The organism is Streptomyces sp. NPDC033131 (genome assembly GCF_055578365.1).
The window spans coordinates 221,412-242,290 of sequence record NZ_JBVIPA010000010.1 but is presented as its reverse complement, the minus strand read 5'-3'; the positions used below and the strand labels follow the sequence as shown (position 1 = coordinate 242,290).

At 67.3% G+C, this 20,879-nt stretch carries 21 protein-coding genes and 1 pseudogene; 17 read left to right on the top strand and 5 right to left on the bottom strand.

The window, feature by feature from the left end; genetic code table 11:
- The 5 genes from ndhC to ACZ5XS_RS16160 all read right to left on the bottom strand — a co-directional run.
- Nucleotides 1-171: NADH-quinone oxidoreductase subunit A (gene ndhC, locus ACZ5XS_RS16180; protein WP_468651691.1), on the bottom strand; the 171-nt coding region annotated here is incomplete at its 3' end.
- Between the two features lie 785 nt (nucleotides 172-956).
- Nucleotides 957-1,796 carry a hypothetical protein gene (locus ACZ5XS_RS16175; RefSeq protein WP_468651676.1) on the bottom strand — a complete coding sequence of 280 codons (840 nt, stop codon included), beginning with the start codon at nucleotides 1,794-1,796 and terminating at the stop codon, nucleotides 957-959.
- 128 nt (nucleotides 1,797-1,924) lie between these two features.
- Nucleotides 1,925-2,722, bottom strand: a complete 798-nt coding sequence (hypB, locus tag ACZ5XS_RS16170) for a hydrogenase nickel incorporation protein HypB (protein ID WP_468651674.1) — start codon at nucleotides 2,720-2,722, stop codon at nucleotides 1,925-1,927.
- Between the two features lie 3 nt (nucleotides 2,723-2,725).
- Nucleotides 2,726-3,067 (bottom strand): hydrogenase maturation nickel metallochaperone HypA, encoded by a 342-nt coding sequence (locus ACZ5XS_RS16165; RefSeq protein ID WP_468651672.1) that lies wholly within the window; start codon nucleotides 3,065-3,067, stop codon nucleotides 2,726-2,728.
- A 58-nt stretch (nucleotides 3,068-3,125) separates the two neighbouring features.
- Nucleotides 3,126-4,184 (bottom strand): AraC family transcriptional regulator, encoded by a 1,059-nt coding sequence (locus ACZ5XS_RS16160; RefSeq protein ID WP_468651670.1) that lies wholly within the window; start codon nucleotides 4,182-4,184, stop codon nucleotides 3,126-3,128.
- Nucleotides 4,185-4,714: 530 nt separating this feature from the next.
- Between ACZ5XS_RS16160 and ACZ5XS_RS16155 the strand changes: the two genes are divergently transcribed.
- The 17 genes and pseudogenes from ACZ5XS_RS16155 to ACZ5XS_RS16075 all read left to right on the top strand — a co-directional run.
- Complete coding sequence (locus ACZ5XS_RS16155; RefSeq protein ID WP_468651668.1) at nucleotides 4,715-5,272, top strand: helical membrane plugin domain-containing protein; 558 nt, start codon at nucleotides 4,715-4,717, stop codon at nucleotides 5,270-5,272.
- An 82-nt stretch (nucleotides 5,273-5,354) separates the two neighbouring features.
- Nucleotides 5,355-6,326 carry an NADH-quinone oxidoreductase subunit B family protein gene (locus ACZ5XS_RS16150; RefSeq protein WP_468651666.1) on the top strand — a complete coding sequence of 324 codons (972 nt, stop codon included), beginning with the start codon at nucleotides 5,355-5,357 and terminating at the stop codon, nucleotides 6,324-6,326.
- 51 nt (nucleotides 6,327-6,377) lie between these two features.
- On the top strand, nucleotides 6,378-7,982 hold the full coding sequence (locus tag ACZ5XS_RS16145) for a nickel-dependent hydrogenase large subunit (RefSeq protein ID WP_468651664.1): 1,605 nt from the start codon (nucleotides 6,378-6,380) through the stop codon (nucleotides 7,980-7,982).
- A 22-nt stretch (nucleotides 7,983-8,004) separates the two neighbouring features.
- On the top strand, nucleotides 8,005-8,805 hold the full coding sequence (locus ACZ5XS_RS16140) for a hydrogenase maturation protease (RefSeq protein ID WP_468651662.1): 801 nt from the start codon (nucleotides 8,005-8,007) through the stop codon (nucleotides 8,803-8,805).
- Nucleotides 8,806-8,814: 9 nt separating this feature from the next.
- Complete coding sequence (locus tag ACZ5XS_RS16135) at nucleotides 8,815-9,075, top strand: hypothetical protein (RefSeq protein ID WP_468651660.1); 261 nt, start codon at nucleotides 8,815-8,817, stop codon at nucleotides 9,073-9,075.
- The gene (locus ACZ5XS_RS16130) at nucleotides 9,068-10,306 is read left to right on the top strand and encodes a hypothetical protein (RefSeq protein WP_468651658.1); all 1,239 of its coding nucleotides are present in this window, start codon (nucleotides 9,068-9,070) and stop codon (nucleotides 10,304-10,306) included. Before ACZ5XS_RS16135 ends, ACZ5XS_RS16130 begins: the two co-directional genes overlap by 8 nt.
- Nucleotides 10,307-10,324: 18 nt before the next feature.
- Nucleotides 10,325-11,239: a NifU family protein gene (locus ACZ5XS_RS16125; protein WP_468651656.1), complete on the top strand. Its 915-nt coding sequence runs from the start codon at nucleotides 10,325-10,327 to the stop codon at nucleotides 11,237-11,239.
- A complete protein-coding gene (locus ACZ5XS_RS16120; protein WP_468651654.1) occupies nucleotides 11,236-12,447 on the top strand; it encodes an NHL repeat-containing protein in 1,212 nt (403 codons plus the stop codon). The genes ACZ5XS_RS16125 and ACZ5XS_RS16120 overlap by 4 nt, the downstream gene beginning before the upstream one ends.
- 5 nt (nucleotides 12,448-12,452) lie before the next feature.
- Entirely contained in the window at nucleotides 12,453-14,864 is a 2,412-nt protein-coding gene (gene hypF / locus ACZ5XS_RS16115; RefSeq protein ID WP_468651652.1) for a carbamoyltransferase HypF, read from the top strand.
- Nucleotides 14,865-14,960: 96 nt separating this feature from the next.
- Entirely contained in the window at nucleotides 14,961-15,218 is a 258-nt protein-coding gene (locus tag ACZ5XS_RS16110) for a HypC/HybG/HupF family hydrogenase formation chaperone (protein ID WP_398593906.1), read from the top strand.
- On the top strand, nucleotides 15,215-15,979 hold the full coding sequence (locus tag ACZ5XS_RS16105; RefSeq protein ID WP_468651650.1) for a HypC/HybG/HupF family hydrogenase formation chaperone: 765 nt from the start codon (nucleotides 15,215-15,217) through the stop codon (nucleotides 15,977-15,979). Before ACZ5XS_RS16110 ends, ACZ5XS_RS16105 begins: the two co-directional genes overlap by 4 nt.
- 65 nt (nucleotides 15,980-16,044) lie before the next feature.
- A complete protein-coding gene (locus tag ACZ5XS_RS16100) occupies nucleotides 16,045-16,653 on the top strand; it encodes a D-sedoheptulose-7-phosphate isomerase (protein ID WP_468651648.1) in 609 nt (202 codons plus the stop codon).
- Nucleotides 16,650-17,753, top strand: coding sequence for a hydrogenase expression/formation protein HypE (hypE, locus tag ACZ5XS_RS16095; protein WP_468651646.1), 1,104 nt, complete (start codon nucleotides 16,650-16,652; stop codon nucleotides 17,751-17,753). The genes ACZ5XS_RS16100 and hypE overlap by 4 nt, the downstream gene beginning before the upstream one ends.
- Nucleotides 17,754-17,797: 44 nt before the next feature.
- On the top strand, nucleotides 17,798-18,085 hold the full coding sequence (locus ACZ5XS_RS16090; protein ID WP_020114867.1) for a HypC/HybG/HupF family hydrogenase formation chaperone: 288 nt from the start codon (nucleotides 17,798-17,800) through the stop codon (nucleotides 18,083-18,085).
- Nucleotides 18,082-19,215: a hydrogenase formation protein HypD gene (gene hypD, locus ACZ5XS_RS16085; protein WP_005476245.1), complete on the top strand. Its 1,134-nt coding sequence runs from the start codon at nucleotides 18,082-18,084 to the stop codon at nucleotides 19,213-19,215. Before ACZ5XS_RS16090 ends, hypD begins: the two co-directional genes overlap by 4 nt.
- Nucleotides 19,212-19,985 (top strand): DUF6390 family protein, encoded by a 774-nt coding sequence (locus ACZ5XS_RS16080; RefSeq protein ID WP_468651643.1) that lies wholly within the window; start codon nucleotides 19,212-19,214, stop codon nucleotides 19,983-19,985. Before hypD ends, ACZ5XS_RS16080 begins: the two co-directional genes overlap by 4 nt.
- 286 nt (nucleotides 19,986-20,271) lie before the next feature.
- Nucleotides 20,272-20,737: pseudogene (locus ACZ5XS_RS16075) on the top strand (transposase); the annotation flags it as partial.
- Nucleotides 20,738-20,879 lie beyond the last annotated feature (142 nt).

Below are 20,879 nucleotides of genomic sequence, written 5' to 3'. Positions count from 1 at the left end.
GAATCGCCCGCCGCCGGCCGGCGTGGGGGTCGGCTCGATTCCGCACTCGTAGGCCTCGAGCTTGGCGCGGTTGTACCGCTTCGGACCGATCAGCGAAGCCATCACTACGGAGCCCACCGCGAACGCCGTCGCGATGCCACCGAGTATCAGGATCGACACATAGGCGTTCAAAAGCTGCTGCTCCTCCCATGGCTCGTTCCTGACGGAACACGCACTCGCTCAGCCCGGATCGTGTCCTTCGTCAGGCGCGCAAAGGTGGGGCCCAACCTTCCTGCCCTCTGCCGTGCTCCTGGGGCTGCACCCGTTCCAAGGATGTTAGGAATCGGTGCCCGAACCGGCCTCCCCCTCCCGGGGGATTCTTGAGGTGGCAGCAAGGGGCCCATGGACAAGGACCACGGCCAAGCGAGATGGTGCCCCGCCCAGTGGTGTGACGGCGATCGTCATGAAGTGCCACGGGCCGAATTCGGCGACAGCCGATCGCGCATGCCTCATGAGCGTCAAGTGGTGACGCCGTCGATGTCATGCTGCCGAGGTCGACGGGGTCGACCACTGAGCCTGTGGGAGCGACTGTCCAGAGCAGAAGGCCCTCAGACGACCGTCGTCGCACGGTGGAAGGTGGTGCGTCTTGACGCACTGGCGTGGCACACGGCGGGGGCGTGACCCAAGCGGTCCTGACGCAGGTCACAGAAAGCATGCGCGACTGAAAGCCCGGACGCGTAGGCACCGTGGTCGATCGCGGTTCCTCCAGCGCGGACACCTCGCTTCACCTCACCGGCGCCGTCGGCCACCACATCCCTGGGACGCCGCGCATGCGTGAGGGAGGTGCACCCGGTCGAGGCCGCGTTCGCCCGGCAGGGCCACTGCCAGTAGCTCCGCCACATCTTGCGCGGTGGCCACCCCGCTGAGCAGCAGGCGGGCCACCCTCTACCCCCACCCTTCGCGTGCCCGGGGCACGCTCAATTCGTCGAGACCGGCTCGAAGAGTCCGATGTCGACCGCGGCTCGAACCCGGGCTCCTGCCGCAGCCGCAGCGACGATCATCTCGGCGTCGTCTGTTCGGCGGATCTCGATGGCCGCGCTCTCCGGTGATTCGCGGTGGGCCATCAGCCAGTCGTGGAGCAGCCATTCGATCGCGCCTGCGGCGACGTCAGGGTCGGCATCCTCGTCAGCTGCCGCGGCAGTCACCGCCCTGAGTGCTTCCCGGTGCTCATCGAGAGCGGCATCCTTGAGTACCCCCGAACTGTCGAACAGCAGCATGGACAACGTCAGTGGGTAGCGGTGTCCATCCTCGCTCTGTACGACCCATCGGCTCCCACGCCAGGGCTGTGTCTCGTCGACCACACACATCTGCCCCCGCCCGGCCACGACTCCGACGGAAGGTTCGTCCAGCTCGCCGGCGAGCGGCGAGGGCCCCGCTGTCCCCAGTGCCATACGCGCCCGCGCCGCGACCAACTGCGCCGTTCCGATGATTTGACCGCCGCGCCTCTCCACGGTGAGCCCGGTGGGCGCGAGCGCCGCAGCGTACTCGTGGCACAGCCGATCGAGCGTGCGGTGCAGCGTACGAAGATTCCTTGCCTCCTCGGCCGAGCTGACCGGCCATCCGCCTCCCAGAAACTCACCGAAGCGGTTGACCGCGTCGATCAGGGCGTCGTCCAGCGCTGACAAATGCGTCGGCACCAGCCGCTGAGGTTCGTCGTCGACACGCAGCAGATCAGGGAGGCTGATCGGCGTACCCGCCTCGGACACCCAGTGGAACCCGATCTGCTCGTCGGCCTGGGCGATCGAGGGGCGACTCATCGCAGTCTTCCTTGCGCGGCGGTTGCGCGTGCAGACAGATGCGTCTGTTCGCTGTTCACGAAAGTTCCTTCGGTGTAGGCGGATCGGCCTTTCGGAGGATGGCAGCGCCACCCTCGATGCGCCTGCGATCAGGTCAGGGCCGCGTCGGCGTCCAGCCGGAGTTCTGGCAGCTTTGTGAGCAACCAGTTGCACCACTCGTCGACACCCTCGCCTGTACGCGCACTGACCTCGATGGTGATGACTCCCGGATTGACAGCACGAAGGTTGGCGTGAAAGGCATCGAGGTCATAGTCCAGGTGCGGCAGCAGATCGATCTTGTTGATGAGCACCAGATCCACGGAGCGGAACATCACGGGATACTTGAGCGGCTTCTCTTCGCCCTCGGTGATCGCGTACACCATCGCGCGTGCGCTTTCTCCGACATCGAACTCGGCGGGGCACACGAGATTTCCCACGTTCTCGATCAGTACGAGATCGAGCTCTTCCAAAGGGAGTCGCGGCAGCGCCGAGCGGACCATCGGGGCATCGAGGTGGCACTCGCCTCCGAAGCCGTCACCGGTGTTGACCAGGACAACTGCCGCACCGAGTCCGGCCAGCCGATCCGCGTCCAGGCTTGTTTCGATATCGCCCTCGATGATGCCTGTCCGTACGGAGTCCGCCAGCCGGTGCAGAGTCTCCCGCAGCAGAGTGGTCTTTCCTGCGCCAGGGGAAGACATCACATTGACTGCGCAGACCGCGCTCGCAGCGAAATCCGCCCGGTTTTCGGCAGCGGTGTGGTCGTTCTCCGCGAAAATACGCTCAAGAACGGAGACTCGCTCGCCGCCGGTCCGATACGAGGAGTGATCACCGATATCGTGAGGATCATCGGTGTGATCGTGCTCATGCTCATGCACCATGCCATCCGCATGCCGGTGGAATCGACCCACGGTTCAACCCTCCGAGATATCTATTGACGTGATGAGAAATTCATCGCCCGCGACGACTGATACGTGGCTGCTGCCGCAGGTGCCACAGAGGAACATCGGAAACTTTCCGATCTCGGTGGTCTCCTCACAGTCGCGGCAGGCAATACTCGCCCGCACGTTGTCGACCTCCAGGACGGATCCGTCCAGCGCGGTGTCGGCGCTGACCAGCGCCCAGCAGTACACGAGGGTGTCCGGGACGATCTGTCGGAGCTGACCGACCTGAACGTGGATTTTCTCCACCCGACGCCCGACGGCATGTTGAGTCACGATGCCGGCGATGGACCCACAGATCGAGAGTTCGTGCACGGACTTCCTTGACTTTCTTGAGAGTCATGCAGGCGGCAGACGATACCCCCCGCAGCAGTTATCTCCGCAAGGTCTCCGACGGAGATTCTCCCCAGCGCTTCTTGTACAGCGCCGCGAATGTGCCTAGGTGGTTGAACCCCCAACGCTCGGCAACGGTGGTGACGTTGACGCCTTGGGACGGTTCGGCATCCGTGAGGTCCTCGCGGCTTCGTTCAAGGCGCCGGTCGCGCAGGTATCCCATGGGCGTGACACCCAGCTCGTCCCGGAAACCCTGCTGGATCGATCGCGCACTGACGCCGACGTGATCGACGATGTCGGACATGCTGATCGGCTCCGCCAGGTGGTGTTCGATGTAGTCGATCGCACGACGCACCGCACGCCGTCCGGGTGGCATCATCGTCCGGGTCGAGATCTCGTGATAGGTCGATGACTGGAGCATGAGCAGGGTGCTCATCAGGAAGTCCTCGAGTGGTCCGATGCCCAGGCCGCGCCGGACGAGAGAACCGCTGTAGAACACCTCGGTATGCAGAAGTTGCACCGCGCCGTGCCAACGCATCGCTGCATCGCCCGCAAGGTCGAGAGTGGATTCGAACACGAGAGGGCGGGTGAGCAGCCGACCGAGGAAGCGGGTCAAGTAACGCTCAAGCGCTTCCTGCTCGATCCGGACGATCAGCTGTGGCGAGTCATGATCGAACCGGATCTCCAGTGGGTCGCCAGGGTTGGTGACGACCGCGTTGACGCTGTGGGCCTCGAACGGCTTTCCGGCGACCTTACCCACGGCTCGGCCGTTCAAGGGCATGTGGACCGCGAAGTACGGCCCGCAGTGAGCCATGTCGATCGTCGCGGCGACGTGCAGGTCGAGGTAGAGCAGGCTGAGATCGCGCAGCCGAACACCGTGCAGACTTGCCGCGAACCCGTTGGCTCCGATCTCGCCGAGCGTGAGGCGATTGGGGGCCAGCGCCTTTCCGAGCAGCTCTGATGCCTCGGAGGGATCCTCTGTGTAGAAGACCTCGTGGTTCTCCAGAGCCGGGGGCACTCCACGGCTGCGCACCCGCCGCCGTATGGGCTCCGTCGTGCGGCGGACATCGATGAAGCCGAGCCTGGACAGACGTGGCACAGAGAGCCTCTCGTTGACGTCGCAACTCATCGCGCGTTGATGTCCCCGCCGATCCGGAACATGCTGCCCGACCCGCGCCCGACCATCAACCTCAGGTGGGCCTGCGCCTGACACGGCAGCAGCGACGCCCCGTTTCCGCTCACGCCGCGACGGACGGACGGATACGCATACCGGGGCATGCCAGGAACGAGGGTGGCGTCGGGTACGGGCGGCCTCCCGGCCCCAGAGGACTGCCGGCAGGTCGCGAGACGGGTCGCCCCTTCACCGGACTGCGGTCGGCCCAGGAAGTCGGTGTCGCACATCAGCGCCGACCATGTCGTTATTCCGACAAGTTCAATGCGCAATCACGATAGTCCCTTCGTATCTGCGGTAGGCACCAGGCATTTCCGCCCCTACGGTGCGACGCAACGCCACGGCCTCACGGTGGATCGGCGTATCGCGCTGCAGCCCCACTCATCTCCCCCCACCGGGGGATGCGATCCCCGTCATAGACGCCCTACTTTTCGGTATGTCCGATTGGAGATGGAACGGTGACCGTCATCGAATCCGCACTGGATCCGGACCCCGTCGAGGCACTCGTCGCACGGCTGGAGGAGCCGAACGTCGCCAGCGCGCTGCACGAACTGCTGAACCACGCAGATCTACTGGCCATCCTGATCCACGGCGTCGACGGTCTGATGAGCCGCAGTGACACGATCAGCGATTCGCTCGCCGACGCGGTGACCGAGCTGCGGCAGTTCAAGCCGGCCGGTCTGCCCGAGGCCAGCCGGATGATCGAGCTCGCCCGGCAGCTGAGCGGGCTCATCACACCACTTCTCGACGTGCTGCCGAGGATCGAGGACGCGGTCCGGTCGGACGTCGGCGGCGTCGGCTTCCCCGACATCGTGGCTGCCGCTTCGCGTGCCGCCGTACGCGGCACGCGCCAGGCGGCGAGCGAGCGGGCACAGATCAACGGCCTGCGGGCTTTGCTGCGCGTCGTCAAAGACCCCGACGTCGGCCGCGCGCTCGGCTTCGTCGTGGCCATCGCGAAGGCACTCGGTCAGGAGCTGAAGGCCCTCGATGCCGCGGCTGGCGCAGCGGCTCGGTGAAGACCGGACCCATCTCTGCCGGGACGGCACCCCGCCCGGCACCAAACAGTCGGCGTGACAGTCGTCAGTGAAAGGAACCGCGATGTCGTCAGTGCTCTGGTTTCAAGGCGGAGCCTGTAGTGGAAACACCATGTCCTTCCTCAACGCGGAAGAACCGAACGTCGTCGATCTCATCACCGACTTCGGTCTCGATCTGCTCTGGCACCCCTCGCTGGGCCTGGAGCTCGGCGACAACGCCCAGCGCGTGTTCTGGGAGTGCGCTCGCGGGGAGCGACCGCTGGACATCTTCGTCTTCGAGGGCACTGTCATCGAGGGGCCCGACGGGTCGGGGCGTTATGACATGTTCTCCGATCGCCCCATGAAGGACTGGGTCACCGACCTTGCCGAAGCCGCGAGCGTGGTCGTGGCCATCGGTGACTGCGCGGCATGGGGCGGCATTCCGGCCATGGCACCCAACCCGAGCGACTCGACCGGACTGCAGTTCCACAAGAGGGAAAGAGGGGGCTTCCTCGGCCCGGACTTCAGGTCCAAGTCCGGCCTGCCGGTGATCAACATACCCGGGTGCCCGGCGCACCCGGACTGGATCACCCAGATCCTTGTCGCGCTGGCCACCGGTAGGGCAGGCGATATCGCGCTGGACGAACTGCACCGCCCGCAGACCTTCTTCAAGACCTTCACGCAGACCGGCTGCACCCGCGTCCAGTTCTTCGAGTACAAGCAGTCGACCACCGCCTTCGGCGAGGGCACTCGTACCGGTTGCCTGTTCTACGAGTTCGGCTGCCGTGGTCCGATGACCCACTCGCCGTGCAACCGCATCCTGTGGAACCGGCAGTCGTCGAAGACCCGGGCCGGCAGCCCCTGCATGGGCTGCACCGAGCCCGAGTACCCGTTCTTCGACCTCGCACCGGGGACCGTGTTCAAGACGCAGAAGGTGAGCGGCGTCGTGCCTCGCGAGGTCCCCGAGGGAAGCGATCACCTCACCTACATGGCCCATGCCGCCGCTGCGCGCGTCGCGGCCCCGCAGTGGTCCAAGGAAGACATGTTCGTCGTCTGACGAACCTCCCATCCCTCCTCCCCACGCTCGCTCCCCCAGTAAGGAAGCTCGATGACGGCCGTTGATCTGTTCGTCAGTCCGCTTGGCCGAGTCGAGGGCGACCTCGACGTGCGCGTCACCATCGAAGACGGCGTCGTCACCTCGGCATACACCGAGGCAGCGATGTTCCGCGGCTTCGAGATCATCCTGCAGGGCAAGGACCCGCAGGCGGGTCTGATCGTCACCCCTCGCATCTGCGGCATCTGCGGCGGCAGCCACCTGTACAAATCGGCCTACGCCCTGGACACGGCATGGCGCACGCACCTCCCCCCGAACGCCACGCTGGTCCGGAACATCGCACAGGCCTGCGAAACGCTGCAGAGCATCCCGCGGTATTTCTACGCACTGTTCGCCATCGACCTGACGAACAAGAACTACGCCAGGTCCACGATGTACGACGAGGCGGTGCGCCGTTTCGCGCCCTATGTGGGCACCAGCTACGGCCCCGGCGTCGTGCTGTCCGGGAAACCCGTCGAGGTCTACGCGATCTTCGGCGGACAGTGGCCGCACTCCAGCTTCATGGTGCCCGGCGGTGTCATGTGCGCGCCGACGCTCACCGACGTCACCCGCGCGATCGCGATTCTCGAACACTGGAAGGTCAACTGGCTCGAGAAGCACTGGCTCGGCTGCTCGATCGACCGGTGGCTCGAGAACAAGACCTGGGAAGACGTACTGAACTGGGTCAACGAGAACGAGTCCCAGTACAACAGCGACTGCGGATTCTTCATCCGCTACAGCATGGACATCGGCCTGGACATGTACGGTGCCGGCTCTGGTGACTTCCTCGCGACCGGTACCTACTTCGAGCCGTCCCTCTACGAGAACCCGACCATCGACGGACGCAACGCGGCGTTGATCAACCGCTCGGGAATCTACGCGAAGGGACAATTCAGCGAGTTCGACCAGGCTCGGGTCCGCGAGGACGTCACGCACTCGTTCTACGAGGGAACCGAGGCCCGCCATCCGTTCGAGGGCGAGACCAAGCCGCTGGATCCGGAGGTCGCCCGCAAGCAGGGCAAGTACAGCTTCGCCAAGGCACCTCGTTACGACGTGCCGAACCAGGGCTACGTCCCGCTCGAGGCCGGACCACTGGCCCGCCGGCTCGTGGCCGGCGCGCCAGGCGCGGCGGCACACCAGGACTACGATCCGCTGTTCCTGGACATTCTCGGCAAGATCGGTCCTTCGGTGTTCACCCGCCAGCTCGCGCGCATGCACGAGGCGCCCAAGTACTTCAAGTGGGTGCGGAAGTGGCTCGACGAGATCGATCTGCACGAGAGCTTCTACAGCAAGCCGGTCGAGTACGCGGAAGGCAAGGGGTTCGGCTCGACCGAGGCGGCACGCGGCTCACTGTCGGACTGGATCGTGATCGAGGACGGCAAGATCGCCAACTACCAGGTCGTGACGCCCACCGCCTGGAACATCGGGCCGCGCGACAAGACGGAGACCCCTGGTCCCATCGAGCAAGCCCTCGTCGGTTCCCCGATCGTCGACCAGGAGGACCCGGTGGAGCTCGGTCACGTCGCGCGCAGCTTCGACTCGTGTCTGGTCTGCACCGTGCACGCCTATGACGGCAAGGGCCGCGAGCTCAGCAAATTCGTCATCAACGGATCCGTGTAGCCCTCGGCCAGGAAGGAAGAACATGACGCACTCTGCCGCACACCTCGACACGCTGGACGACGTGTCGGAGTGCGGACTGCTGGTCGTGGGCTGCGGCAATCTGCTGCGCGCTGACGACGGCGTGGGGCCGATCCTCGTCCGCCACCTCTGGGAAGGTGGTGTCCCCGCGGGGGTGCGGCTGGTCGACGGCGGCACGGCCGGGATGGACGTCGCGTTCCAGATGCGCGGTGCCGAACGGGTGATCATCGTCGATGCCTGCCGCTCCGAGACCGAACCCGGCACCGTCTTCAAGGTGCCCGGGCCGGCCGTGGAGGAACTGCCACCGCTGTCCGGACTGCACACGCACTCCTTCCGGTGGGACAACGCCCTGGCGTTCGCCCATTGGCTCCTCGGCACCGACTATCCGTCCGACGTGACCGTCTACCTGATAGAGGCACAGGACTTCACGCCGGGGGGCCTGCTCAGCGCCGAGGTGGAGGAGGGAATGCGGCGTGTGCTCGGTCTGATCCGGCGCGATTCGGCCTTCCGCCGAGTCGGCCAGGTGCAGGTGGAGTTCACCGACGACGGATACGTGCGTCTCGACGCCGCCTGCGCACGCGAGTACTTCCCCGGCGACGCCGCCGTTGTGCTGGCGAAAGAAGGGGAAGTGTGGCTGACCCCGTTGCGCGGGACGGCGAGCGGCGGACTGCTCCTCAAACAGCGCAACATCGCCGGTGACCGCACGCTGCTCGTCCGGGAGGCACTGGCAGACGATGTCCCGGTCGGCGTCCGCCAGGGATGGTGGGACGAGCAGCACGGGGCGTTGCGGATCAGCCGGGACTAGGAGTCGGCCGTGACCGGCAACCAGGACCCACAGGAACCGGAGACGGTGGCCGGTCGTCCGGCGCCCAGCCAAACGTCTCGGGCTCTCGGCGTGGAGGTGGAGGTTCTCCCCGTGAAAGGACAGTGGGCAGTGGACATCGTGGTGATCTTTCCAGACGGTGTGGTGCGTCAGCGCATCGCGACCTACAGCACCGAAGCACGCGCCAGGATCAGCGCGCGCTGTATCAAGCGTGGAGCCGAACGTGACATCTCAGGTCCCATCAATGGTTGACTCGCCCGAGCCGACGACGCCGCCGGTTCGGCCCCTGCCCATCGGCGCGTTCCCGCTGCCGTTCGGCTATCTGCTGCTTCCCGACCGGGAGGACACCGCGCAGGTGCGCGCGGAGCTGCTCGCAGGGCGGTTGCCGCAACAGTGGCCACACTCGCTGCGTGGACACGAACTCGCCCTGCGTGGCGAGATCGACGCCGCGCGAGCGGCCATGACCGGCGACGACATCGTCAGCCGGTTCAACCGGTTCGTCATCGATCCCGACCAAGAGGACCCTGACCTGCTGCGTGCCGGCCTCGGCCCCGAGTTGGGCATTCTGGTGGACGTCGTGCTCATCGCCGTCGGCAGACTCGATGCCATGCCCGACAACGAGGGTGCCACCGGCGAACTCGCCGCTCTCGCACTGGCCTCGCGGGCCGCGATCGCCGTCGAGACGGGACAACCGGATGCCGCAGCCGCCCTGCTCGATGAGGCAGCCGCTGCCACCCGTGTGGTGTATCCGGCGTTCGCGGGCGTGCTGCACGGCGCATGCGGTCAGGTGCAGCGGCAAGCCGGTGCCCTGGACACCGCCGCCGAGTCCCTGCGGGCAGGCCTCGCGCTGCTGGCCGACACCGAACTGGCTGTCGCCCGCGCAGAACTGCACTTCGAACTCGCCGCCACACTCCACGAGCAGGCAGGCGAACGTCGCCATCTGCTGACGAAGGCGATCCACCATTACCACTGCGCGCTGCAGGAGATCGGCAAAGAAGATGCGCCGGAGCTGTACGCCGCCGCGCACGCGAACCTCGCCACCGCCTATCTGACGATGCCGATGGTCGAAGCCTCGGATCAGCTGCGCCTTGGCGTGGCGGTGGGCTCGCTCCGCGCGGCGTTGACCGTGTACACACCGGAGACCCATCCGCAGAAGTGGTCGAGCGCGCAGCTCAACCTGGCCAACGCGCTGGTGTATGCCCCCTCGACCCACCAAGGCGACAATCTCGTCGAGGCCGTCGAGCTCTACGAAGCGGTGCTCGGCACACGGGACCGGGACCAGGACCCGCTCGGCCGTGCCCGCGTCCTGGCCAACCAGGGCAACGCGCTCGCCCACTTGGGCATGTTCGAACATGCTCGCGCCAACCTGGTCGAGGCCCGCTACACCTTCGAGGAACTGCACGAGTACGAGGCCGTGACCTCGGTGCGGGGAATTCTCGACGAGATCGCGCGACACCATGCCGTCACCGGCACGCAGGCATGAGGAAGACGGAGGAAGCCGATGACGAGCACGGCAGCCCGCAGTGATACGTCCACATCCACGGAGGGGGCGTTCGAGGAGCTGGCCCGTGCGGTCGATGCGGCGGTAACCGCGGCACGCGCACTCGAAGGCCATGCACACACCGTCGCGGAGAACCTCAAGGAGGCGATCGAAGCGGCGCACCGGGCCGCGCTCGTCACCATCGTGCGCAGATTGCGTGCCGAGGAAGCCTGCCACACCGCGCTCTACGAGCTGGTCGACGACCCGCTGGTGCGCATGCTGTTGTCGCTGCACGGCATCCTCCGGCCGGATCCGATGATGGAGACGGGTGCCGTGCTGGACACCGTCCGGCCGGGGCTGCAGTCGCACGGCGGTGACGTCGAGCTGGTGCGGATCGAGAACGGTACGGCCTATGTACGGCTGTCGGGTGCCTGCAACGGCTGTTCCATGTCGTCGGTGACGATGCGCAACACCATTGAGCAAGCACTGATCCAAGGTGTCGCGTCCATCTCGTCCGTGGAGGTGCTGCCGAGCGAGCCGAGCCCCGCTCTGATCCCGCTGGAATCGGTGCGCCGTCGGGTTGAGAGCCCTGAAGACGCCCGAGAGGCGGGGTGGGTACAGACGGCCGCAGCCGCCGAGATCCCGGACGGCGAGATCAGCCAGATGCGCCTGACGGACGTGTCGGGGAAGCAGGTCGAGATCATCGTGGTGCGGATCGGAGCCGGCCTCACCGCGTACAGGAACGAGTGCGCCCACATGGGGTTGCCGCTCGATGGGGCCCTGCTCGATGTGACAGCAGCGACGCTCACCTGCCCCTGGCACGGATTCTGCTTCGACGCGCTGTCAGGAGACTGTCTGAGCGCGCCCGGTGCGGCGCTCGAGCAGCTTCCGCTGCGGGTCGATGACGGGCACGTGTGGGTCAGGATCGGCGCATGAAGACAGTGAAGTTCGTCAGCGCCGCTCGCCGCGCCACTGTCGGTCCGCCTCCGGGCGAGCCGACCACAGACGTCTCCGGCGGGTGGCGAGTCGAGACCTGCTTGGGCGCGCCGGCGGTCGGCGGGCTGATGTTGCCGGCCGCCCACCCGACAGCATCGTGGATGTACGCGCCGCGCGGGGTGCACGTCGGCCGGGTGGACGGGCACGAGGTGCTCGTCGTCGCCGACACGGGCAACCACAGGGTGCTGATCTGGCAGCGCCTGCCCGAACGGGACGGGCAGGCGTGTGATGTCGTGCTCGGCCAACCGGACATGACGAGCGAGGGGGCGGCCGCCGGTGGCCGAAGCCTGCGCTACGGGATGAATCTGCCGACCGGTGTCCTGGTCCACGACGGGATGCTGATCGTGGCCGATTCCTGGCACCACCGTGTGCTCATCTACCGTCACCTGCCGCAGGCCGGCCACACCGAGCCGGATCTGGTCCTTGGCCAGCCGGATCCCGAGAGTGTCGAGCCGAACCGTGGCGGCGAGTGCTCAGCCACGTCGCTGTACTGGCCTTTCGGTGTGGGCGTGGTGGATGGCCGGTTCTATGTGGCCGACACAGGCAACCGCCGGGTGCTCGGCTGGTCAGGCGGCGTGCCGACCTCCTCCGGCATTCCACCGGACCTGGTCCTGGGGCAGTCGGCCGCCACTCACCGCGACGAGAATCGCGGCGGCCCGGCCGGCCGCGCGAGTTTTCGCTGGCCGCACGACGTGGCGGGAACGTCCGAGGGGCTTCTGGTCGCCGACGCCGGCAATCACCGCCTGCTGGGCTGGAGTCCGCACCCGACGTATGACCAAGACGCCGACCTGGTGATCGGCCAGTCGGACTTCGAGACGGCTGTGGAGTGGCCGTACGGGCCGCAGAGTGCCGACAGGCTGCGTTTTCCCTACGCACTCGATGTGGACGCCGGCCGGTTGGCGGTTGCCGACACAGCGAACAACCGGGTGCTGATCTGGGACGCGGTGCCTCATCCGGGTGACAGTGAGACAGGCCCGCCCGCGGATGTGGTGCTCGGTCAGCCCGGGTTCTCGGCCAACGGTGAGAACCGGTGGGACAGCATCACCCGGGATTCGATGTGCTGGCCGTACGGGCTGTCCCTCAGAGGCGATCGGCTGGCGGTCGCCGACTCCGGTAACAATCGGGTCGTCCTTTGGCGGCGGACATGACTGCCATGACGCAACGCGTGATCGCGACGGACTCTGGTCTCGGGCGGCTCCGGTTCACGATGGCCGGGGTGGTCCAGGGCGTCGGCTTCCGGCCGTTCATCCACCGTCTGGCGACCGAGCTGGGGCTCAGCGGTTTCGTCGGCAACACGACGGAGGGCGTCGTCGCCGAGGTGCAGGGAAGTCCCGCCGCTCTGGCTCAGTTCCGCAGGCGAGTGAACCGGGAAGCTCCACCGCTGGCGTTCATCACCAGCCTCACAGCGCAACCCGTGCCGCCCAAGCCGGCTGCCGACGCGGGCTTCCAGATCGTCGCCAGCCACGGCCGTACCGCGATGCGCACCCTCGTCTCCCCGGACGTGGCCACCTGCGCCGCGTGCCTCGCCGAGTTGTTCAGTCCGACAGACCGCCGGTACCGCCACCCGTTCATCACCTGCACCGACTGCGGGCCGCGGTTCACGATCATCCGGGAGCTGCCGTACGACCGCCTGACGACGACCATGGCCGACTTCCCGATGTGCCGGCTGTGTGCCCAGGAGTATCGAGACCAGGACGATCGCCGGTTCCATGCCCAGCCCATCGCCTGCACGGACTGCGGGCCGGTGCTGTGCTACGAGGGCGGCGGCACTCGCGTGGAGGGTGTCGATGCCGCGCTCGCTGCCGCCCAGCGCGCTCTCGCCGCAGGCCTCATCGTCGCGGTGAAGGGCATCGGCGGCTATCACCTGGCCTGCCGGGCCGATTCAGCGGTGGCCGTGTCGCGCCTGCGGGAACGCAAGGCCCGTGCCGAAAAGCCGTTCGCGTTGCTCGCACGCGATATGACAGTCGCACGGCGACTGGCGCGCATCGACATGGACGAGGAGCAGGTGCTGACGAGCGGTTCGCGCCCGATCGTGTTGTTGCGACGGCGGCCGGACGCACCACTGGTCGACGCGGTGGCACCCGGCAATCCGTTGATCGGGGTGATGCTGCCGTACACGCCGGTGCATCATCTGCTGCTCGCACCCGTGCCGGGCGCCGCCGTCGCACCCCCCGAGCTACTCGTGATGACGAGTGCGAACGTCAGCGACGAGCCGTTGTGCTTCAGTGACGCCGACGCCCTGACGCGGTTGCCGCACCTTGCCGACGCCGTCCTGACACACGACAGGCCGATCCACGTCCCGTGTGACGACTCCGTGGTACGCGTGGTGGACGGGCGGGAGCTGCCGATCCGGCGGTCCCGCGGCTACGCGCCGCTTCCCGTGCGGATCGGGCGTCGACTCACCCCCACCCTCGCGGTCGGCAGCGAGTTGAAGAACACCTCCTGCCTCATCGACGGCGCCAACGCCTTCTGCTCGGCGCACATAGGTGACATGGGCAGCCTGGAGGCCCTGCGCGCTTTCGAGCGAGCCGTCGATCAGCTCACGACCATCAACGACACCGTGCCGGAGGTGCTGGCCGCGGACGCGCACCCCGGTTACCAGACGCGCGCCTGGGCCGAGCGACACGGCGGCGGGCCGGACGAGCCGGCCGTGGAACTCGTCCAGCACCACCACGCGCACGTCGTGTCGCTGCTCGCCGAGCACGGCCGCATCGGCGAGCCGATCATCGGTGTCGCTTTCGACGGCACGGGCTACGGCGATGACGGGTCGGTCTGGGGCGGTGAGATCCTGCTGCTCGGCGAGGACACCGCCGAGTACACCCGCGCCGGGCATCTGCTGCCTGTCGACATGACGGGGGGCGACGCCGCGGTGCGCAATCCGTGCCGCACGGCGTTGGCCCACCTGGCTGCGGCGGGCCTGCCATGGGATCCCGAGCTGGGTCCGGTGCAGGCGTGCGACCGCCGTGAGCTGGCGGCGGTGCGGGCTCAGCTCATCTCGCGGGCGGGAACCGTCCGATGCTCCAGCATGGGGCGGCTGTTCGACGCGGTCGCCTCGCTGTTGGACGTCCGTCACCGCATCGGTTATGAGGCGCAGGCCGCGATCGAACTGGAGGCGCTTGCCGAATCCGGTCGTGCCATGGCCGGTGAAGACCCGGCCTGCGGGAGATTCACGGTCGCTGCGGACGGCGTCCTGGACCACCGTCCGGTGATTCGGGGCATCGTCGACGGGATGCACACCGGCACACCACCTGCGGAACTGGCCTACGGGTTTCACGTCGCGGTGGCCATGGCGGTCACCGAGGCGGCTGAGCGACTGGCCGGCACAACCGGCGTGCGCCTCGTCGGCCTGACCGGCGGTGTTTTCCAGAACGTGCTGCTCGCCCGCGAGTGCCGCCGCCGCCTGGAGGAGGCCGGTCTGGCCGTACTGACTCACTTCGTTGTGCCCCCGAACGACGGAGGGCTGGCACTCGGACAGGCCGTGGTCGCGGCCCTACGACGGACATCACCGCCGGTTGCTGCGCAAGAGGAGAGTGACGAGCCCAATCAGCAGCCAGGGCCGCTCTGAGAGCCGGACGGCCGAGTCCTCACCAACCACAACCGACAGACAGTCATAAGCCACAACCGGCCCTCCCGGGCCGCCTACCAAACTTACGGAGCGGTCATGTGTCTAGGTGTTCCCGGGCGCCTCATCGAGATATGGCAGGAGGCCGGCACCACGATGGCACGCGCTGACTTCGCGGGCGAGGAGCGACGCGTCTGCCTGGCCTATCTGCCCGATCTCGCAGTGGGTGACCACGTCATGGCACATATGGGCTTCGCGTTGACGAAGATCGACGCGGACACCGCTGCCGCGACGATCGACTTGATGCGGGAGTACGGGGTCCTCGTCGGCGAGACCGCGCAGGAGGGTGCCGCATGACCACGGACGTGTCCCCGCTGACCGAACCGGGCGCCGGCATCACACCCGACATGCTCGACGGCGGCCTTGCGGCAGATCTGGCGGATGCGGCGCTCTCGATCGCCCGCCGTTTCCACGCCGGTGCCACCCTGTGGGCCGTCTCTCCCCGCTGGGAACCCCACGCCCACCATGTGGCTGTCGAGTTCGTACACCCCGTGATCGTCGGCAAACGCGCTCTGCCCGCGTTCGCGCTGCGCTCGTCGGATCTCGTCGGGCAGGCCCGGGTGTCGGTCCGCGCGGGCGACCTGATCGTCGCTGTGGCCGCGGCCGACGATGCCGTGGTCGCGGACCTGATGCGACGGGCCGCGGCATGGGGCGCATGCACGGTCTGGATCGGCTCGGGCGCGCGGCCGGTCGCCGGTGCCGCCGACCACGTGCTGTGGCTCGATGATCCCCACCCGCTCGCCCCCGCGAGCGGCCGGTTCGTGCTGCTCTATCACCTGCTGTGGGAGCTGACCCATGTCTGCTTCGAACACCCGGGCCTGCTGCGGGAGCCCGCGGCCGAGTGCACCGACGAGGTGTGCGTGACCTGCAGTGACGAGGGGCGGCTTGCCGAGGTCGTCGAGCCTCCCGAGGGTCCTTTCGGCGACGCTCTCGTGCGTACCGCGACAGGTGAGGAGCGCATCGACGTCACCCTGGTCACGCCCGTGACGGTCGGGGACCTCGTACTGGTGCACGCCGGTGCGGCCCTCACCCGGCTCGAAGCGGAGGCAGGGCGATGAGTGCTACGGAGAACACCGGATTCCTGTACCCGTTCATCGAAGGCGACGAGCAGGACGCGGAGTCGTTGCTCGCCGATCTCGCCTCGTCGGCACGGCTCAAGGCGCGGGAAAGCGCCGCGCTGCAGCAGGCCACGCTCGCGTCATGTGCTGAACAGATCGGCGCCGCCGGGGTGGCGATGGCCCAGCGGTTCGCGTCCGGCGGACGGATGTACACCTTCGGCAACGGCGGAAGCTCGACGGACGCCGCCACTTTCGCCTCCCTGTTCGCGCAGCCGATCGCCGGACGGCCGTTGCCCGCCCTGAACCTCGCGGCCGACCAGGCCGTCGTCACGGCGCTCGGCAATGACGTCGGATTCGATCTGGTCTTCTCGCGCCAGATCATCGCTCACGCCTCGGACCGCGATATCGCTGTCGCCATGTCGACCAGCGGAAATTCCGCCGATCTGATGCGCGGTCTCACAGAGGCGTCGCAGCGCGGCCTCCTCACCATCGGGTTCGCCGGCTACGACGGCGGACAGATGGCCGCGTCACCGGAGGTCGGGTTCTGCTTCGTCGTTCCTTCGCAGAGCGTCCATCGCATCCAGGAGAGCCAGGCGATGCTCGGCTGTCGGCTCTGGACGACCGTGCAACGGCACCTGTCGACACCCACGAACACGCCAGGAGAAACACCATGACAACTGACTCGGACGTCCCGGCGGCGCCAGGCCTGGAGGACCAGGTGCTGGAGCGGATCAAGGCGTTTCGTAAGCGTCGGCCGAGGCTGATCGATGAGGTCGTGACACTCTCGCACGGTGCCGGCGGCAAGTCGTCAGCGGCCTTGGTCGATGCCGTGTTCCTGGAGGCGTTCCGCAACCCCGCACTCGAGCAGTTGGGCGACGCGGCCGTGGTGAGCCTTCCGTCCGGCGAGCGTCTGGCGTTCAGCACGGACTCCTACGTGGTCTCGCCACTGCGTTTCCCCGGCGGTTCGATCGGTCACCTCGCGGTCCACGGCACCGTCAACGACCTGGCCGTGTCCGGTGCCCGGCCTCGCTGGCTGTCGGTCGCCTTCGTGATCGCCGAGGGTTTCGAGATCGCCCGGCTGCGCGAGATCGTCGATGACATGGCCGGCGCGGCCCGCGAGGCAGGCGTGCAGTTGATCACCGGAGACACCAAGGTGGTGCCCAAGGGCTCTGCAGACGGCCTGTACATCACGACCGCGGGGGTCGGTCTGGTCCCCGCCGGCCGCGAACTGTCCGCCCAACGGATCCGTCCGGGCGACCGGGTGGTGCTGTCGGGGTCACTGGGAGATCACGGCATGGCTGTCATGCTGGCCCGCGGCGACCTGGCCATCGAGGCCGACATCCGCTCCGACACCGCGCCCCTGCACGACCTGGTCGAGGTGCTGCTCAAGGCGGCGCCGTCGACTCGATGGATGCGCGATCCGACACGTGGTGGCCTCGGCACCGTCTGCAATGAACTCGCGCAGGACAGCGGCCTCGCGGTGATCCTCGACGAGTTGCTACTGCCAGTGGCTCCGATGGTGCGCGGGGCCTGCGACATGCTCGGTATCGACCCCATATACGTGGCCAACGAGGGCAAGTTCGCCGCGGTCGTCGCACCTGACGAGGCCGAGGCGGCTGTCGCAGCCATGCGTGCCCACCCACTGGGCCAAGAGGCCTGCGTCATCGGCGAGATCGTCGAGCAGCCCCAGGGCATTGTCGCGCTGCGCACCCCGTTCGGAGGAAGCCGCATCGTCGACATGCTCGTCGGCGACCCACTGCCGCGGATCTGCTGAACAGCGGCGATGCCGCTCACCGACACAGAACGAGAGGAACAGACATGTGCCTGGGTATCCCCGGCCGCGTGGTCGAGATCACGGATCCGGACGGACATCTCGCGAGGGTCGACGTCGATGGTGTGCAGCGAGTGATCAGCGTGCGGTTGCTCGCGAAGCAGAACCTCGTCGCCGGTGACTGGGTGCTCGTTCATGTCGGATTCGCGATGGCGAGGATCGATGAGCATGAGGCCGCGTCGACACTCGATGCGCTGAAAAAGATGGGCCAGGCCTATTCCGACGAGCTCGACGCGTTCGACTCGACGGCGATCATCCAAGGGGATGTGCGATGAAGTTTGTTGACGAGTTTCGCGACCCATCCGCCGCGCGCGCCCTGGTCGCCGCGATCGGCGACCTCGTCGGTGACGACGAGTTCAAGTTCATGGAGGTCTGCGGAGGGCACACTCACACGATCTACCGACACGGCCTTGAACACATCCTGCCGTCGAACATCGAGTTGGTGCACGGGCCGGGCTGCCCGGTCTGCGTGATCCCCATGGGCCGGGTCGATGACGCCATGTGGCTCGCCGAGCAGCCGGACGTCATCTTCACTGTGTTCGGCGACATGATGCGGGTTCCCGGAAGCCGGGGAAACCTGCTGGAGGCCAAGGCTCGCGGAGCGGACGTGCGATTCGTCTACTCTCCGCTCGACGCACTGCGCCTGGCCGTCGAGAACCCCGACAAGCAGGTCGTGTTCTTCGCCGTCGGCTTCGAGACGACGGCACCGTCCACCGCGGTGACACTCGTCCGGGCCAAGGAACTCGGTGTGCGGAACTTCAGCGTCTTCTGCAATCACGTCACGATCGTGCCGCCGATCAAGGCCATCCTGGACTCGCCGGATCTCAGGCTTTCGGGCTTCCTGGGCCCTGGCCATGTCTCCACGGTCGTGGGCAACCGCCCCTACCGCTTCGTGTCCGAGGTGTACAAGAAGCCCCTCGTGGTCGCCGGCTTCGAGCCACTGGACATCCTGGCGTCGGTGCACATGCTGCTGCTGCAGATCCGGGAGGGCCGCTGCGAAGTCGAGAACCAGTACTCGCGTGTGGTCCGTGAGGAAGGCAACCCGCATGCCCTTGAGTTGCTGGCCGAGGTCTTCGAACTGCGCCCGCACTTCGAATGGCGCGGTTTGGGGTTCATCTCGCAAAGCGCGCTGAAGCTGCATGAGCGCTACGCCGACTTCGACGCCGAATTGCGCTACAACATGCCGGGGATACGGGTCGCCGACCCCAAGGCCTGCCAGTGTGGTGAGGTGCTCAAAGGTGTCCTCAAGCCATGGCAGTGCAAGGTGTTCGGCACGGCGTGCACACCGGAGACCCCCATCGGCACTTGCATGGTCTCCCCCGAGGGGGCCTGCGCGGCTTACTACAACTTCGGACGGTTGCACCGCGAGACCGCACTGCTCGTCGGCCAGGCCCGTCGGCCGTGACACACGCACCGTCCGGCCCGGGTCCGAAACTGTTCGCCCGGTACGCCTACGCGCCGAACGAGCTCGGCTACTGCGGCCCCGCTGAGGCCGCGAGCATGTTCGAGCTCGGCGCGACCGGGAGCACCGGCGCCGACGTGGTAGCACTGGCACGCCGCTTCCACGGCGCGTGGCCGTACCTGACGACTCTGGCCGAGCTGGCCGGTCTGGACGACCCGCTCGACGAGCGGGTCGTGCGTGCGTACTGGATCGGCGGCCCCCTCCTGCGCGAGGTGGACCAGCTGCGCTTCGGCGAACGGCTGCTCGCGACCATCGGCTCGCAGGCGGGCCACTACTGGCAGCACCTCACCGACTCATTGGTGACCGAGGCCAGCGCCACCCACGGCTTCCATGTGTTCGGCGTCTACCCGTGGACCCGGCTGCTGAGCTCCGGACCGGCCGACCAACCGCTGTACGTGCTGGACAACTGCCGTATTCGCTGGGGCCGTGTGGTGGCACGGGACGGCGACCATGTCATCGCCCGCTCGCGGCGGTTGACGTGGAACGGCCGGCGCCTCGGGCTGTCCCCCGCTGGACGCGAACGGGTGCGCATCGTGGTGGAGGGAGCCGGCTTCGTCCCGGATGCCGGCCCCGGGGACTGGCTGGCCCTGCACTGGGACTGGGCCTGCGACCGCCTGTCCCCCGCGGACGTGGCACGGCTGCGCTACTGGACACAGTGGCAGTTGCGCGCGACGAACCTGCGGCTCGCCAATGAAGATGCTGTGGAGGACTGAAACGCTGCCTGCAGGGGAGGAGTGGCGGTACGCCCGGCACTACGGGGTGTGGGACTGTCAAACGAGTGGCTCTGATCCGGAGTCGGTGGTGACGGCTGGTGACGGATGTCATTGATGTTGTATGCGCGATGTCAACTCCCCTGTGGCAACGGTGTTTCAGGGCTCTCGGCGCTGGTCATCGAGGATGTGGCGGACGACGGCGAGATGATCCGGGTCTTGTCCGGACCCGGGTTGTCCCCTTTCCCTGCCCGATGTGCGGGGGTCCCGACGGGGAAGGTGCACGGCTACCGGCAGTGCCAATCTGCTGGTCCGCTACCTCAATCAGGGCCGCGCCGAAGGCCACCGGCCCGTGACAGCCCCCCGCCGCGTCGCCCGGCTCCTGCTCACCCACCCCGAGCACCTGTGGACCAGGGACACCGACCTGCTCGGCCTCCTCGCCGCGGCGTGCCCGGAGATGACCCAACTCGCCCGAGTCATTAACGAGTTCGCCGCGTTCCTGACGCCGGCCCAGGGCAACGACGACAAGCTCACCCAGTGGATCGCCACACCCCGCACCGCTGGCCCGCCCCCCGCCTGCACAGCTTCTGCAACGGCCTCGAACTCGACCGCGCCGCCGTGAACGCCGGCCCCTCATCCTGCCCCACCACAACGGCCGGACCGAGGGCGCCAATACCCGTACCAAGAAGATCATGCGGCAGATGCACGGCCGAGCAGGATTCGGCCTCCTCCGTCACCGCATCCACCTGCATTGAGGAGAACGCACCGTCACCACCGACTACGGAACAGAGCCGAACGTCTTACAGTCCCGCCCGCGGACGGCGAACACTGCGCTGCGCAGCATCGAGTCCGTCGAGCACCACATCTCGGTGGATCAACAGGTCGTCGAGGCTCCGG

Coding starts and splice junctions, on each gene's coding strand:
- ACZ5XS_RS16175 (WP_468651676.1), bottom strand. CDS start 1,796: ATGAGTCGCCCCTCGATCGCCCAGGCCGACGAGCAGATCGGGTTCCAC.
- ACZ5XS_RS16150 (WP_468651666.1), top strand. CDS start 5,355: ATGTCGTCAGTGCTCTGGTTTCAAGGCGGAGCCTGTAGTGGAAACACC.
- ACZ5XS_RS16145 (WP_468651664.1), top strand. CDS start 6,378: ATGACGGCCGTTGATCTGTTCGTCAGTCCGCTTGGCCGAGTCGAGGGC.
- ACZ5XS_RS16140 (WP_468651662.1), top strand. CDS start 8,005: ATGACGCACTCTGCCGCACACCTCGACACGCTGGACGACGTGTCGGAG.
- ACZ5XS_RS16130 (WP_468651658.1), top strand. CDS start 9,068: ATGGTTGACTCGCCCGAGCCGACGACGCCGCCGGTTCGGCCCCTGCCC.
- ACZ5XS_RS16125 (WP_468651656.1), top strand. CDS start 10,325: ATGACGAGCACGGCAGCCCGCAGTGATACGTCCACATCCACGGAGGGG.
- ACZ5XS_RS16120 (WP_468651654.1), top strand. CDS start 11,236: ATGAAGACAGTGAAGTTCGTCAGCGCCGCTCGCCGCGCCACTGTCGGT.
- hypF (WP_468651652.1), top strand. CDS start 12,453: ATGACGCAACGCGTGATCGCGACGGACTCTGGTCTCGGGCGGCTCCGG.
- ACZ5XS_RS16110 (WP_398593906.1), top strand. CDS start 14,961: ATGTGTCTAGGTGTTCCCGGGCGCCTCATCGAGATATGGCAGGAGGCC.
- ACZ5XS_RS16105 (WP_468651650.1), top strand. CDS start 15,215: ATGACCACGGACGTGTCCCCGCTGACCGAACCGGGCGCCGGCATCACA.
- hypE (WP_468651646.1), top strand. CDS start 16,650: ATGACAACTGACTCGGACGTCCCGGCGGCGCCAGGCCTGGAGGACCAG.
- ACZ5XS_RS16090 (WP_020114867.1), top strand. CDS start 17,798: ATGTGCCTGGGTATCCCCGGCCGCGTGGTCGAGATCACGGATCCGGAC.
- hypD (WP_005476245.1), top strand. CDS start 18,082: ATGAAGTTTGTTGACGAGTTTCGCGACCCATCCGCCGCGCGCGCCCTG.